Raw genomic sequence first — 14,020 nt, 5'->3', positions numbered from 1 at the left:
GCCCGATCCAGTGCATCGCGGGAAGAACTCGTGAACCAGATGCGGTTGTCGCACACAGTGATCACGGAACGAGATGGATCGGAGGCGCGGTGGAGCTGCGGCAGCTGGAGTACTTCGTGGCCGTCGCCGAGGAGGGCGGATTCGGTCGCGCGGCCGACCGGCTGACCATCGTCCAGTCGGCGGTGAGCCAGCAGATCGGTCGGCTGGAACGCGAACTCGGAGTGCGCCTGTTCGACCGGTCGAGGCGACACGTGCGTCTCACCGGCGCCGGGGAGCGGTTGCTCGCCGAGGCCCGCCTAGTGCTGGCCGGTGCCGAGCGACTGCGCGGTGTCGCGGCGGATATCGCGGGCGGCGTGGAAGGCGTCCTGCGGGTGGGCACCGTGCACGCCCCCGGCGATCGGGTCTATCGGGCATTGAACGAGCTGGCCGCGATCGCACCGCGCCTGCGGGTGCGGCCCCGGCGGCTGCCGCCGGCCGAGCGGCTCGCCGCCGTGCGCTCGGGCGAGCTGGATGCCGCTCTCGTCCGCGCGCTGCGTCACGCGCCCGGGCTGGAAGTGCTCGACGTGTGGTCGGATCCGCTCTACGTGGCACTGCCCGCCGATCATCCACTGGCCGCGCACCCGGGCCCGCGTCTCGACCAGCTGGGGCGAATCCCGTTGCGCCTGGCCGCCCGCGAGGCCAACCCGCCCTTCCACGATCTGATCACCGACGCCTGCCGCACCGCCGGCATCGACCCGCCCGCCGGCCCGCCGTTCACCACTCTCCAGCACACGCTCACCGAGATCGCCTCCGCCCCACCGTCATGGACGGTCTTCTACGAAGTCGCCACCCTGCCCACCGTCCACGGCGTGACGATCACGCGGCTGCCGGACATGTCGGTGCCCACCGCCCTCGCCGTCCAGCCGGGCCCGCCCTCGCCCGCCCTCCGGCATCTGCTCGAAGCCCTCCATCGCACTCCGGCCCGCGCCGACTGATTCGAGGCGATTGCCGCCTCCGTCACTAGGAGGGCGACCCTGTCATCCCGGCGTGCTTTTGGCCGGGATCCACACCGTCAGCGCACCAACGGATTTGTGGATTCCGGCCAAGAGGGCGACGTGCTCGGTTATCGCTTTCCCAGGGCAGCGGCCTGTTCGCGTTGGATATTGGTCTCGAATTGCCTTTTGCCGGACCAGTATTGCCTGGGCCAGGCGATGTCGGTGTAGCCGATCTTGGCGGCTTCGGTGAGGGTCCAGGCCGGGTTGGCCAGGTGGGGGCGGGCGATGGCGCACAGGTCGGCGCGGCCGGCGGCGATAATGCTGTTCACGTGGTCGGCCTCGGAGATGGCGCCGACGGCGATGGTGGGGATCCCGGCCTCCTGGCGGATGCGGTCGGCGAAGGGGGTTTGCCACATGCGGCCGAATCTGGGTTGTTCGGATTTACTGACCTGACCGGAGGAGCAGTCGACGAGATCGGCTCCGGCGTCGGCGAATGCGCGGGCGATGGCGACGGATTCGGCGGGGGTGACGCCGCCGGGCACCCAGTCGTGTGCGGAGATGCGCACCGACATCGGGCGGTCGGCGGGCCAGATCGCGCGGACCGCTCGGAACACCTCCAGGGGGTAGCGCAGCCGGTTGTCCAGTGAGCCGCCGTAGTCGTCGTCGCGCCGGTTGGTGAGCGGGGAGATGAAACTCGACAGCAGATAGCCGTGCGCGCAGTGCACTTCGAGCCAGTCGAAGCCCGCTCGTGCGGCCCGCTCGGCGGCGGTGACGAATTGGGCTGTGATGTCGTCCATTTCGGCGCGGGTCAGGGCGCTCGACCACTGGCTCTCGCCGGGCAGATACTGCTGCGGGGAGGCCGATACCAGCGGCCAGTTCGGTTCGGCCTCGTCGATCAAGGGCTTGTCGGTGCCGTCCCAGGCGCGCCGCGTGGATCCCTTCGCGCCGGAATGACCCAGCTGCACAGCGATTTTCGCGTCGGAATTGGCGTGCACCCAGTCGACGATCCGCTGCCAGGCCAGGCCCTGTTCGTCGGTGTAGAGGCCGGGACATCCGGGGGTGATCCGCCCTTCCGGGCTCACACAGGTCATCTCGGTGAACACCAGCCCGGCCCCGCCCATCGCCCGGGCGCCCAGATGCACCAGATGGAAATCACCGGGCAGGCCGTCGACCGCCGAGTATTGGGCCATGGGCGAGACCACGACCCGATTCTTCAGGGTCACCGAGCGCACGGTGTAGGGGGTGAACATGGGCGGCACGGCCGGTTCGTCCGCGGCGCGCGCCACCCCCGCCCGCCGGTCGAACCAGCGCTCGTAGCCCTCGAGCCACTCCTTGTCGCGCAGGCGCAGATTCTCGTGGCTGATCCGCTGGCTGCGGGTGAGCATGGAGTACATGAACTGCTCGGGTTCGAGCTGATCGCAATATCTTTCGCCGCAGACCTCGAACCACTCCATGGCATTCCAGGCCGCGTTCTGCAGGCGCAGCACATCGATCTCGCGGACCCGCTGGTAATTCTGCAGCACCGTGGGCAGCCGGTCGGGGGAGTCCCCGTGGTCCCGGAATTGACGCACCAGTTCGATGGCGTCCTCCAGGGCCAGCTTGGTGCCCGAGCCGATGGCGAAGTGCGCGGTGTGCACCGCGTCGCCCATGAGGACCACATGGCTGTTTCCATTGTGCAGCCACCACTTCGCGCAGGTGATGCGCTGAAAGTTCAACCAGGCATTGCCGCGCAGGTGCTTGGCATTGGTCATGAGCTTGTGGCCCGCCAGATTGTCGGCGAACAGGCGCTCGCAGAACTCGATCGACTGGTCCTGGTCGGCCGTGTCGAGACCGTGTGCCCGCCACACGTGTTCGGGGCATTCGACAATGAAGGTCGAGGTGTTCTCGTCGAACTTGTAGATGTGCGCCTGGAACCAGCCGTGCTCGGTCTTGACGAAGTCGAAAGTGAAGGCGTCATAGGGTCTTTCGGTGCCCAGCCAGATGTATCGGTTGGGTCGCGTCACGATGTCGGGCTCGAAGACGTCCGCGTACTTCATCCGCGTCTTGGAGGCGACGCCGTCGCCGGCGATGATCAGGTCGGCGTCCGGGAACTCCGTATCCGACTCGACCTCGCGCTCGAATTCCAGTCGCACGCCGAGCTCTTCGCAGCGCTCCTGCAGGATATTGAGCAGCCGCTTGCGGCCGATGCCGATGAACCCGTGCCCGCCCGAGCGCAGCGTGCGGCCCTTGAACCGCAATTCGATGTCGTCCCAATGATTGAACGCGTCCTGGATCCGGGCCGCGGTGACCGGATCCCACTCGCGCATGCCGTCCATGGTGGCGTCGGAGAACACGACGCCCCAGCCGAAGGTGTCGTAGGGGCGATTGCGTTCGACCACGGTGATGTCGTGGCTCGGATCGAGCTGCTTCATGAGCAGTGCGAAATACAGTCCGGCGGGACCGCCGCCAATGCAAACGATCTTCATCAGGTGATTCCGTTCCTTGTTCGTATGCGGCGAACAACCTGAAAATATCTCGTGCTCCGAACGACCGCAACGAATCCGTCATAAATTATCGTGCTCGTATGACTCGCGCGACGTCCGATCCCGCCCAGCGCCACGCGGCGAACAGCCAGCCCCGCCGGCTCATCGTCACGCTGTTCGGGCTGTACGCCCGGGAGACGGGCAATTGGCTGTCGGTGTCGGCGCTGGTCCGGTTGATGGCGCAGCTCGAAGTGGAGGAACCGGCCGTGCGCGCCGCCGTGAGCAGGCTCAAGCGCCGCGGAATCCTGGTGAGCAAGAAGACAACCGGCGGCGTCGGCTACGAGCTGTCGGCGGCGGCGCTGGACATGCTGGGCGAGGGCGACGCGCGAATCTTCGAGCGGCGCCGCGCGACCGCCGCCGACGGCTGGCTGCTGGCGGTGTTCACGGTGCCCGAATCCGAGCGGGAGCAGCGGCACAAACTGCGAACGCAGCTGACCCGCATGGGTTTCGGGAATGCCGTGCCCGGATTCTGGGTGGCGCCGGGCAATCTGTACGAGGAGACCAGGCGCACGCTGGAGCGGCTGGAGCTCGACCGCTATGTCGAGCTGTTCCGCGGCGAGCACCTGGCCTTCGGCGATCTGCGCGACAAGGTCGGGCAGTGGTGGGATCTGGCGGAGCTGGAAGCGCTGTACGGCGCGTTCATCGAGCGGTTCGGCCCCGTCCGCGAACGCGCCGCGCGGATGTCGCCGCGCGATGCGTTCGCCGGTTACGTGAGCGCTCTCACGGTCTGGCGCAAGCTGCCGTATCTGGATCCCGGCCTGCCCATCGAACTGCTGCCCGGCGACTGGCACGGCGCCCAGGCGGGGGAGCTGTTCGATGAACTGCGGCGCGAACTCGCCGGTCCGGCACACGATTTCGCCGTTGCGGTGATCGCGGGCGACTGATTCGCCGCCCGCGTTCGCTAGACCGGTGCGCGCGGTACGGCGAAGGCCGTGGCCGCGCCCAGGACGGCGAAGGCCGCGAAGGCATAGAAGTTGATCTGCCATCCCCAGCCCAGGCCCACCAGGAACCCGCCGATGAGCGGTCCGGTAATGGCCCCGATCCGGCCGAATCCGAGCGTGAAGCTCAGCGCGGTCGCGGTGAGCGACTGCGGGTAGTGCGTCGAGCAGTAGCCGCCGACGAGAATCTGCGTGCCGATCGACCCGAGCCCGGCGAGGGCGACCAGCCCGAGCATGAGCGCGAAGGGGAATTCCAGGCTCATCAGCACCACCGTCAGCGCGGCCAGCAGGAAACAGGTGACCACCACCCGTTTGGCGCCGATCCGATCCGCGATCGAGGAAGCGCCGATGGCTCCGGCGATGGCCCCGGCATTGAGCACCAGCAGGAAGGTCAGCGCGGCGCCCAAAGCGAAACCGGCCTCCCGCATGATCTGCGGCAGCCAGGTGTTCAGGCCGTACACCAGCAGCAGACCGCAGAAGTTGGTGAGCGCGAACAGGATCGACGAGGCGATCCAGCGGCGGCTGAACAGCGTCGCCAGGCTCGACCGCGCGCGGTCCGGGCCGTGCTCCTCCGCGGCGACGATATCGGAGTACACCAGCCCGTATTTCACGGCCGTCGCACGCGCCTCGTCGACGCGACCGGACCGCGCCAGATACGCCACCGATTCCGGCATGAATTTCCAGGTGAGCGGTAGCAGTGTGATCAGCGACAGCGCCCCGAGCGCGTACATGAGGCGAAAGTCGAAGCGCGGGAGGATGATCAGCGCCAGCGTGGCCGCGCCGACGCCGCCGACGGAGTAGCCGCTGAACATGACCGCGTTCGCGGTCTGGCGATGCCGGCGGGGCGCGAACTCCACGGTGAGCGCCACGCAGGTGGGCACGACGCCGCCCAGCCCGATGCCGGTGAGGAAGCGCAGCAGCGCGAAGGCCTCCAGCGAGGGCGCGGCGGCGGTGAGCAGCATCAGGGTGGAGAACCAGGCGATGCTGATGAGCATGATGCGGCGGCGGCCGAGCCGGTCGGTCAGCACGCTCACGGCCAGGGTGCCGATCAGCATGCCGACCAGTGCCAGCGAGCCGATGACCCCGGCGGTGGACTTGGTCAGCTGCCACGGCTCGTAGGCCAGGATCGACGGCAGGGTGGATCCGAAGACCACCAGGTCGTAGCCGTCGAAAACGATTGCGACGAAACAGAGTACGAGGACGATGTGGCCGCGCCAGCGCATGGTGGCGGTGGTGGTCGCGGCGGTGGGATGGGGTGAAGCCACGGTGAGTCCCTAGAAGCGAGGGGTGATGCCGGGCCATCGTATGACTAATTTTTGGCCATCGTCATGAAAACAGTATGAATTTGCTTCACAACTAAAGTTTCTGCCGTAGTGTGGGCGCCACGCTTCAGGAGGCCCACATGACCTACAACGGGACCACCATCGACCTGACCGGCCGGCACGCACTGGTCACCGGCGGCTCACGCGGAATCGGCGCGGCCATCGCCGCGCGACTCGCGGATTCCGGCGCGCGGCTCACCATCCTGGCCCGCGATCTCGATGCGGCCACAAAAACCGCAGGCGCACTGCCGGATTCGGCACAGGCGCACGCGGTGTCCGGCGATGTGACCGAACCGGATTCGGTCGTCGCCGCTTTCGCCGCCGCCCGGGAACGGCACGGACCCATCGACATTCTGATCAACAATGCCGGGCAGGCGCGCAGCGCACCGCTGCACCGCACCGGCGACGACCTGTGGCAGCAGATGCTCGCGGTCAACCTCACCGGCGCATTCCTGTGCGCCAGAGCGGCATTGGCCGATATGCTCGCGACCGGTCACGGGCGGGTCGTCACCGTCGCCAGCACCGCCGGACTGCGCGGCTACTCCTACGTCTGCGCCTACACCGCGGCCAAGCACGGTGTCATCGGGCTGACCCGGGCGCTGGCGCACGAGTTCGCGGGCACACCCATCACCGTCAATGCCATCTGCCCGGGTTTCACCGATACCGATCTGCTGCGCGAGAGCGTGGCCGAGGTCGTGGCCGCCACCGGCCGCGATGCCGAGCGAGCGCGGGCGGCCTTCGTCGAGCACAACCCGCAGGGCCGCTTGATCCAGCCCGAGGAAGTGGCCGAGGCGGTGGCCTGGCTCTGCTCGGATGCGGCCGGATCGGTGACCGGCCAATCGATTTCGGTCAGCGGCGGCGAGGTGATGTGACGTGCCGGACCAGCGCGACAGCGCGCCCGCCATTGCCGACCACCGCATCGGCGTCGAGGCCCGCGCGGCCTCCGGCGATCATCTGGACGTGCGCACCTGGCTGCGACTGCTGGCCACCACCAATGAGATCGAACAGGAGATCCGCACCCGGCTGCGCGAGCGGTTCGGAACCACCCTGGCGCGCTTCGACTTCCTGGCCCAGCTGGAACGCCACCGCGACGGCCTGCGCATGAGCGCACTGTCCCGCTATCTCATGGTGACCGGCGGCAATGTCACCGGCCTCACCGATCAACTGGTGGGGGAGGGCTGGGTCGAGCGCATTCCCGACCCGATCGACAAGCGCGCCACCCTGGTGCGCCTGACCCGGCTCGGCCGCACCCGCTTCGCCGAGATGGCGGCCGAACACGAACGCTGGCTGGGCGAGATCTTCGCCGGATTCGGCGATGCCGACCAGCAGACCCTCTACGAACTGCTCGGCAAACTCCGCGTCCACCTGGCGCACCCCTCGGGCGGCGACCCCGCCGTTCCCCCAACGAATTCCACGGGACTCTCATGACCGACCCCCATCCCGCGCTGCTCGCGGGCAATCGCACCACCCTCGCCGGCTATCTCGCCGAACACTTCCGCTGGGAGGTGGATGACGGCGTCGGAACCATCACCCTGGACCGCCCCGAGCGCAAGAACCCGCTCACCTTCGAGTCCTACGCCGAATTGCGCGACCTGTTCCGCAGCCTGGCCCATGCCACCGATGTGTCGGTGGTCGTCGTGCACGGCGCGGCCGAGAACTTCTGCTCCGGCGGCGACGTGCACGACATCATCGGCCCGCTCATCGGCCTGCGCGCGCCCGACCTGCTCATGTTCACCCGCATGACCGGTGATCTGGTCAAGGCCGTGCGCGCCTGCCCGCAACCGGTGATCGCCGCGGTGGACGGCGTGTGCGCCGGCGCGGGCGCGATCCTGGCCATGGCCGCCGATCTGCGCGTCGGCACCGCCCGCAGCGCGACCGCCTTCCTGTTCACCCGCGTCGGCCTGGCCGGCTGCGATATGGGGGCCTGCGCCATGCTGCCCCGCATCATCGGGCAGGGCCGCGCGGCCGAGCTGCTCTACACCGGCCGGGTCATGAACGGCGACGAGGCGTACGCGTGGGGATTCTTCAATGAACTCACCGAGCCGGAGCTGCTGCTCGACGCGGCGCGGTCGCTGGCGCGGCGGCTGGCGGACGGGCCGACCTTCGCGCACGGCATGACGAAAACCATGCTGCACCAGGAATGGTCGATGACCATCGAGCAGGCCGTCGAGGCGGAGGCGCAGGCGCAGGCCCTGTGCATGCTCACCGAGGACTTCACCCGCGCGTACGAGGCGTTCGCCGCCAAACGGCGTCCGGTCTTCGAAGGGAACTGATATGTCCGGCGATCATTGGGACTGGCCCTTCCTCACCGACGACCATCGGGCGCTGGCCATCTCGCTCGACGAGTGGGCCGCCCTGCACCTGACCACGCCCTCCGGCCTCGCGGTCGACGACCGCTGCCGGGAACTGGTCCGCCTGCTCGGCGGCGCGGGCTGGCTGCGATACACGGTGGCGGGCAAGGCTTTCGGCGGTTCGCGGGAGGAGCTGGACACTCGCGCGCTGTGCCTGTTCCGGGAGACCCTCGCGCGCTACGACGCACTCGCCGACTTCGCCTTCGCCATGCAAGGTCTCGGCTCGGGCGCCATCAGCCTCGCGGGCGACGACGAGCAGAAACGCCGCTATCTGCCGCGGGTCGCGCGCGGACAGGCGCTGGCCGCCTTCGCCCTGTCGGAGACCGATGCGGGTTCGGACGTGGCGGCCATGTCGTGCGCCGCCCGCGCCGACGGGCAGGACTATGTGCTCGACGGCGAGAAGACCTGGATCTCCAACGGCGGCATAGCCGATTTCTATGTGGTGTTCGCCAGAACCGGGGAAGCCGAAGGCGCACGCGGGATTTCGGCGTTCATCGTGGAGGCCGGGACCCCCGGACTGCACATTGCCGAGCGCATCGAGCCCATGTCCCCGCACCCGCTGGCGCGACTGCGCTTCGAGGGCTGCCGGATTCCGGCCGCCCGGCGCATCGGCGCACCGGGCGAGGGCTTCTCGATCGCCATGCGCACCCTCGACGTCTTCCGCACCTCCGTGGCGGCCGCCGCGCTGGGCTTCGCCCGCCGCGCCCTGGCCGCGGCCATCGACCACGCCACCACCCGGAACATGTTCGGCGGCAAGCTGTCCGACTTCCAGCTCACCCGGGCCAAACTCGCGCACATGGCCACCACCATCGACAGCGCCGCCCTGCTCACCTACCGCGCGGCCTGGGAGCGTGACCGGGGGCGATCGGTGACCCGCGAGGCGGCCATGGCCAAAATGGCTGCCACCGAGGGAGCGCAACAGGTCATCGACGCCGCCGTCCAGCTGCACGGCGGGCGCGGCGTCGTCCACGACCATCCGGTCGAACGCCTCTACCGCGATATCCGCGCCCTGCGCATCTACGAGGGCGCCACCGAAGTGCAGCAGTTGATCATCGCTCGCGAACTGCTGCGCGACGCCACGCTCACCCGCGTGCCCTGATTCTCGAAACACCCTCTCTCCCAAGGTCGTATCGCCATGACCAGTGCTCATATCGACACCTTCGCCACCGACAACCTGCCCCCGGTCGAGCAATGGCCGGAATTCCTGCTGGACCTGCCGGAACTGCGCTTCCCGGATCGAATCAACTGCGCCGCCGAACTACTCGACCGCCATCTCGCCGAGGGCCGCGGCGACCGGCTGTGTATGCGCGGCCCCGGCGTGCGCTGGACCTACGCCGACCTGCACGAGCGGGTCAACCGCATTGCCGCGGTGCTCGTGCGCGATATGGGGCTGGTACCCGGCAACCGGGTGCTATTGAACGGACCGAACACCCCCATGCTCGCGGCGTGCTGGCTGGCGGTGGTGAAGGCGGGCGGCATCGCCGTCACCGCCATGCCCCTGCTGCGCGCCAAGGAACTCGCCGTCATGATCGACAAGGCGCGCATCACCCACGCGCTGTGCGATGCCGCCGTGGCCGATCGGCTGGAACCGGCCCGCAGCGCCGGATCGACGCTCGACCGCGTGAAGTACTTCAATACCGCCGCGGCGGATGGCCTCGAAGCGGCCATGGCCGCCCACGACGGCCGGTTCGACGCGGTGGCCACCGCCGCCACCGATGTCTGCCTGATCGCCTTCACCTCCGGCACCACCGGAATTCCCAAGGCCACCGCCCACTTCCACCGCGACGTGCTGGCGATCTGCCGGTGCTTCCCGCGGCACATCGTGCGCCCGGAACCCGACGACGTCTTCATCGGAAGTCCGCCGCTGGCCTTCACTTTCGGGCTCGGCGGTCTGGTGTTGTTCCCGATGTCCATCGGCGCGTCCACGGTGCTGCTGGAGCAGGCCGGTCCGCCCGCGCTGGCCGCGGCCATTGCCGAATACGGCGCGACCGTGCTGTTCACCGCCCCGACCGCGTACCGGGTGCTGGCCCGGGAAGGCGCGGCCCTGCGCGCCACACCGCTGCGCAAGTGCATCTCGGCGGGCGAGGCGCTCTCGGCGAGCACCCGCGCACAGTGGCGGGAGGCCACCGGCATCGAGCTCATCGACGGCATCGGCGCCACCGAGATGCTGCACATCTTCATCTCCGCCGACGAACGGCACGCGCGGCCCGGTGCGACCGGCACCGCGGTGCCCGGCTATCAGGCGCGCGTCGTCGACGAATCCGGGCAGCCCGTCGGCCCCGGCGTCGTCGGCCGGCTCGCGGTGAAGGGCCCGACCGGCTGCCGCTACCTCGCCGACCCGCGGCAGACCGAGTACGTGCGCGACGGCTGGAACTACACCGGAGACGCCTACTCCATGGACGAGGACGGCTACTTCCATTTCCATGCCCGCGCCGACGACATGATCGTCTCCGCCGGCTACAACATTGCCGCGCCCGAGGTCGAGGACGCGCTCGCCGCCCATGCGGCGGTGGCGGACTGCGCCGTCATCGGCGCGCCCGACGCGGAGCGCGGCCAGATCGTCGAGGCCTATGTGGTGCTGCGGCCGGAGTTTCCGGCCGGAGACGAATTGATCAGGGAATTACAGCATTTCGTGAAAGAGACCGTCGCCCCCTACAAGTATCCGAGGTCCATCGTGTTCGTCGAAGCACTGCCCCGCACACCGACCGGGAAGTTACAGCGATTCCAGCTGCGCCGGGACCCGGCGCGCGACGAGACGGGGGTCGCGCGGTGAGGGTGCTGCAGCCGCCGGCCTGGCCGCGCCCGCGCGGTTACGCCAATGGCGTCGCCGTGCGCGGCGAAATGGTGTTCGTGGCGGGCATGGTCGGCTGGGACGCCGACGGCGTCTTCCGTGCCACCGAGCTCGCCGACCAGGTGCGGCAGGCCCTGCGCAATGTGGTGGCCGTGCTCGCCGAGGCGGGCGCCGAACCCGCGCACATCGTCCGCATGACCTGGTATCTCACCGATGTCGAGGAGTACTCCCGGGCCCAGCGCGCCATCGGCGCGGCCTACCGGGAGATCATCGGCGACTTCGATGTCGCCATGACCGCCCTCGAGGTGAACCGCCTCGTCGAACCGGAGGCGCAGGTCGAGATCGAGGTCACCGCCGTCATCTCCGACGGCCCGCACGCCAGGAGCATCGCATGAGCGGCCGCGCCCCGACCGCCGCCCGGCCCGCCTTCCGCTGGGACGATCCGCTGGCGCTCGACGATCAGCTGACCTCCGACGAGCGAGCAGTGCGCGATGCCGCACGCGAATTCTGCACGCGGAGACTGACTCCCAGGGTGCTCGAGGCCTTCCGCGCCGGGCACACCGATCCCGGCGTCTTCCGGGAGATGGGCGCGGTCGGACTGCTCGGCCCGACCATTGCCGAGGAGTACGGGGGCGCGGGTCTCGGCTATGTCGCCTACGGCCTGATCGCCCGCGAGGTGGAACGCGTCGACTCCGGGTACCGGTCCATGATGAGCGTGCAATCCTCGCTGGTGATGGTGCCGATCAATGAGTTCGGCACCGCGGAACAGAAGCGGAACTACTTGCCGCGCTTGGCATCCGGCGAATCGATCGGCTGCTTCGGGCTGACCGAGCCCGATCACGGCAGCGATCCGGGCTCGATGGCGACCCGCGCCCGCGCGGTGCCCGGCGGGTATTCGCTGACCGGCACCAAGACGTGGATCACCAACGCGCCCATAGCCGATGTGTTCGTGGTGTGGGCCCGCGACGATGCGGGCGCCATCCGCGGCTTCATCCTGGACCGGGGCATGACGGGACTGTCCACGCCGGAGATCACCGGCAAGGTCGGCCTGCGCGCCTCGGTGACCGGCCAGATCGTCCTGGACGAGGTCTTCGTGCCGGAGGCGAACGCCTTCCCCGAGATCCGCGGGCTGCGCGGGCCTTTCACCTGCCTGGACAGCGCGCGCTACGGCATTGCCTGGGGCGCGCTGGGCGCGGCCGAGGACTGCTATCACCGGGCCCGCGACTACGTGCTCGCGCGCAGCCAGTTCGGCCGTCCGCTCGCGGCCAATCAGCTGGTGCAGCGCAAATTGGCCGATATGCTCACCGAGATCACCCTGGGGCTGCAAGGGTGCCTGCGGCTGGGCCGCCTGCGCGAGGAGCGGCAGGCGACGGTGGAACTCACCTCGATCCTGAAGCGCAACTCCTGCGGCAAAGCCCTCGACATCGCCCGGGTGGCGCGAGACATGCTCGGCGGCAATGGGATCAGCGACGAGTACGGCATTGCCCGGCATCTGGTGAATCTGGAGGTGGTCAACACCTACGAGGGCACCCACGACATTCACGCGCTGATCCTGGGGCGCGCCATCACCGGTATCGCCGCCTTCTGAATCTCCTGCGCTGGAACACGATACGACGAAATGTGAGAAACCGATGAGCGCACAACCGATAGCCGAGACGAAGTCCGGAATGCTGCGGGGCCGGACCATCGACGGCGTCACCGCCTTTCTCGGCGTCCCCTACGCCGCACCGCCCACCGGCGCGAACCGCTGGCGCGCCGCCCGCCCGCATCCCGGCTGGGCGGGGGTGCGCGACGCCACGGCCTACGGGCCGTCCGCCCCGCAACCGCGCCCGCCGCAGCCGCATCCGCTGATCGGCTTCCACGGTGAGCCGCCCTTCGACGAGGACTGCCTGACGCTGAACATCTGGACGCCCGCCGCCGACGATGCCCGCCGCCCGGTGGTGGTGTGGCTGCACGGCGGCGGATTCCTCACCGGCTCGGGCAATCTCGACCGCTACGCCACCGACACCTTCGCCCGCAACGGCGATGTCGTCGCGGTCTCGATCAACTATCGTCTCGGTCCGCTGGGATTCCTGTCCGGGCTCGGCGACCCCAATGCCTGGCTCACCGACCAGATCGCCGCGGTGCAGTGGATCGCCGAGAATATCGCCGCGTTCGGCGGCGATCCGGAGCGCGTCACCCTCGCGGGGCAATCCGGTGGCGCGTTCGCCATTGCCGCGCTCGCCCAGCATCCCTCGACGCGCGGACTGTTCCAGCGCGCGATCCTGCAGAGCATGCCGTTCGCGTGGGAGCTGATCGGCGTCGACGTCGCGGTCGAACGCACCCGGGCCCTGGCACGCCACCTCGGCCACGGCGAGAATATCGACGCGCTCCGCGAAGAGCCCTGGGAGCGGCTGATTCTCGGCACGCAAGCGGTCATGGCCGAATACGCCGCCTTCGGCGTGTGGTCGCTGGCCTACACGCCGGTTCTCGACCCGGGGACCATTCCCCGGCACCCGATGGAAACGCTGGCGAGCGCCGACGTCGACATGATCCTCGGCTGGACCCGCGACGAGGCCGCCTTCGCCTTCGGGGTGGATCCGCGCTGCGTCGCCGCCACCCGCGAGCAGGTGATCGACTGGGCGGCAACACGATACAGCGATATCGACGCGGCGGCGGTGCTGTCCGAAGGACTCTCGCCCGGCGAGGCGGTGGTACGCATTGTCGGCGATGTGATGTTCCGCGCCCCCGGACTGCGGATGGCCGAGCAGCGCACGACCGCCCCGCGGCCGACCTACGTCTACCAGTTCGACGTGAGCTCGCCGATGGGACCCGCCGTGGGCGCCGCCCACTGTCTCGAATTGCCTTTCGCCTTCGGCAATCTCGACCGCTGGTCCGCGGCCCCGTTCGCGCAGGGCTTCGAGCCGGGGTCGGCCGCGCGGATCACCGACACGCTGCATCGCGCCTGGATCGGATTCATCCGCGACGGCGATCCCACCCATGCCGGGCTGCCGTCGTGGCCCGCCTACCGCTCGGCGGAACCGGCCGTCCTCACCATCGGCGATGAGACACGGATCGATCCCGCACCCACCGTGCCCATAATCGGTGCGGCACAGTCGTGATCAACACGGCTCCGGTTGCGT

General features: G+C 69.0%; 12 protein-coding genes. 10 read left to right on the top strand and 2 right to left on the bottom strand.

Annotated features, from left to right (window positions below):
* The first annotated feature begins 89 nt into the window (after positions 1-89).
* Positions 90-974, top strand: coding sequence for a LysR family transcriptional regulator (locus ACFVIV_RS28420; RefSeq protein ID WP_379201458.1), 885 nt, complete (start codon positions 90-92; stop codon positions 972-974).
* Between the two features lie 128 nt (positions 975-1,102).
* Here ACFVIV_RS28420 and ACFVIV_RS28415 read toward each other — a convergent pair whose 3' ends face one another.
* Positions 1,103-3,439, bottom strand: coding sequence for a bifunctional salicylyl-CoA 5-hydroxylase/oxidoreductase (locus ACFVIV_RS28415; RefSeq protein ID WP_379201456.1), 2,337 nt, complete (start codon positions 3,437-3,439; stop codon positions 1,103-1,105).
* A 98-nt stretch (positions 3,440-3,537) separates the two neighbouring features.
* Between ACFVIV_RS28415 and ACFVIV_RS28410 the strand changes: the two genes are divergently transcribed.
* The gene (locus tag ACFVIV_RS28410) at positions 3,538-4,380 is read left to right on the top strand and encodes a PaaX family transcriptional regulator C-terminal domain-containing protein (RefSeq protein ID WP_379201454.1); all 843 of its coding nucleotides are present in this window, start codon (positions 3,538-3,540) and stop codon (positions 4,378-4,380) included.
* 17 nt (positions 4,381-4,397) lie between these two features.
* Here the strand turns inward: ACFVIV_RS28410 and ACFVIV_RS28405 are convergent, their stop codons facing one another.
* Complete coding sequence (locus ACFVIV_RS28405; protein ID WP_379201452.1) at positions 4,398-5,699, bottom strand: MFS transporter; 1,302 nt, start codon at positions 5,697-5,699, stop codon at positions 4,398-4,400.
* 137 nt (positions 5,700-5,836) lie between these two features.
* Between ACFVIV_RS28405 and ACFVIV_RS28400 the strand changes: the two genes are divergently transcribed.
* The 8 genes from ACFVIV_RS28400 to ACFVIV_RS28365 are packed head-to-tail and all read left to right on the top strand — an operon-like array spanning position 5,837 to position 13,999.
* Positions 5,837-6,628 (top strand): SDR family NAD(P)-dependent oxidoreductase, encoded by a 792-nt coding sequence (locus ACFVIV_RS28400; protein ID WP_379201450.1) that lies wholly within the window; start codon positions 5,837-5,839, stop codon positions 6,626-6,628.
* Position 6,629: 1 nt separating this feature from the next.
* On the top strand, positions 6,630-7,184 hold the full coding sequence (locus tag ACFVIV_RS28395) for a MarR family winged helix-turn-helix transcriptional regulator (protein WP_379201448.1): 555 nt from the start codon (positions 6,630-6,632) through the stop codon (positions 7,182-7,184).
* On the top strand, positions 7,181-8,029 hold the full coding sequence (locus ACFVIV_RS28390; RefSeq protein WP_379201446.1) for an enoyl-CoA hydratase family protein: 849 nt from the start codon (positions 7,181-7,183) through the stop codon (positions 8,027-8,029). Before ACFVIV_RS28395 ends, ACFVIV_RS28390 begins: the two co-directional genes overlap by 4 nt.
* Before the next feature lies 1 nt (position 8,030).
* Positions 8,031-9,206 (top strand): acyl-CoA dehydrogenase family protein, encoded by a 1,176-nt coding sequence (locus ACFVIV_RS28385; RefSeq protein WP_379201444.1) that lies wholly within the window; start codon positions 8,031-8,033, stop codon positions 9,204-9,206.
* Between the two features lie 36 nt (positions 9,207-9,242).
* Complete coding sequence (locus ACFVIV_RS28380; protein ID WP_379201443.1) at positions 9,243-10,880, top strand: AMP-binding protein; 1,638 nt, start codon at positions 9,243-9,245, stop codon at positions 10,878-10,880.
* Positions 10,877-11,293, top strand: coding sequence for a RidA family protein (locus ACFVIV_RS28375; RefSeq protein WP_379201441.1), 417 nt, complete (start codon positions 10,877-10,879; stop codon positions 11,291-11,293). The genes ACFVIV_RS28380 and ACFVIV_RS28375 overlap by 4 nt, the downstream gene beginning before the upstream one ends.
* Positions 11,290-12,486 (top strand): acyl-CoA dehydrogenase, encoded by a 1,197-nt coding sequence (locus ACFVIV_RS28370; protein ID WP_379201439.1) that lies wholly within the window; start codon positions 11,290-11,292, stop codon positions 12,484-12,486. The genes ACFVIV_RS28375 and ACFVIV_RS28370 overlap by 4 nt, the downstream gene beginning before the upstream one ends.
* A gap of 43 nt (positions 12,487-12,529) precedes the next feature.
* Positions 12,530-13,999, top strand: coding sequence for a carboxylesterase/lipase family protein (locus ACFVIV_RS28365; RefSeq protein WP_379201437.1), 1,470 nt, complete (start codon positions 12,530-12,532; stop codon positions 13,997-13,999).
* Positions 14,000-14,020 lie beyond the last annotated feature (21 nt).

The organism is Nocardia sp. NPDC127526 (assembly GCF_042672265.1).
In the GTDB taxonomy this organism is placed as follows: Bacteria; Actinomycetota; Actinomycetes; order Mycobacteriales; family Mycobacteriaceae; genus Nocardia.
The sequence above is the reverse complement of the archived record's forward strand: the minus strand, read 5'-3'. Positions and strand labels throughout refer to the sequence as shown.

Bases quoted from the DNA above. Each gene is read 5' to 3' on its own strand.
- ACFVIV_RS28415 (WP_379201456.1), bottom strand. From the start codon at position 3,439: ATGAAGATCGTTTGCATTGGCGGCGGTCCCGCCGGACTGTATTTCGCA.
- ACFVIV_RS28410 (WP_379201454.1), top strand. From the start codon at position 3,538: ATGACTCGCGCGACGTCCGATCCCGCCCAGCGCCACGCGGCGAACAGC.
- ACFVIV_RS28400 (WP_379201450.1), top strand. From the start codon at position 5,837: ATGACCTACAACGGGACCACCATCGACCTGACCGGCCGGCACGCACTG.
- ACFVIV_RS28390 (WP_379201446.1), top strand. From the start codon at position 7,181: ATGACCGACCCCCATCCCGCGCTGCTCGCGGGCAATCGCACCACCCTC.
- ACFVIV_RS28385 (WP_379201444.1), top strand. From the start codon at position 8,031: ATGTCCGGCGATCATTGGGACTGGCCCTTCCTCACCGACGACCATCGG.
- ACFVIV_RS28380 (WP_379201443.1), top strand. From the start codon at position 9,243: ATGACCAGTGCTCATATCGACACCTTCGCCACCGACAACCTGCCCCCG.
- ACFVIV_RS28370 (WP_379201439.1), top strand. From the start codon at position 11,290: ATGAGCGGCCGCGCCCCGACCGCCGCCCGGCCCGCCTTCCGCTGGGAC.
- ACFVIV_RS28365 (WP_379201437.1), top strand. From the start codon at position 12,530: ATGAGCGCACAACCGATAGCCGAGACGAAGTCCGGAATGCTGCGGGGC.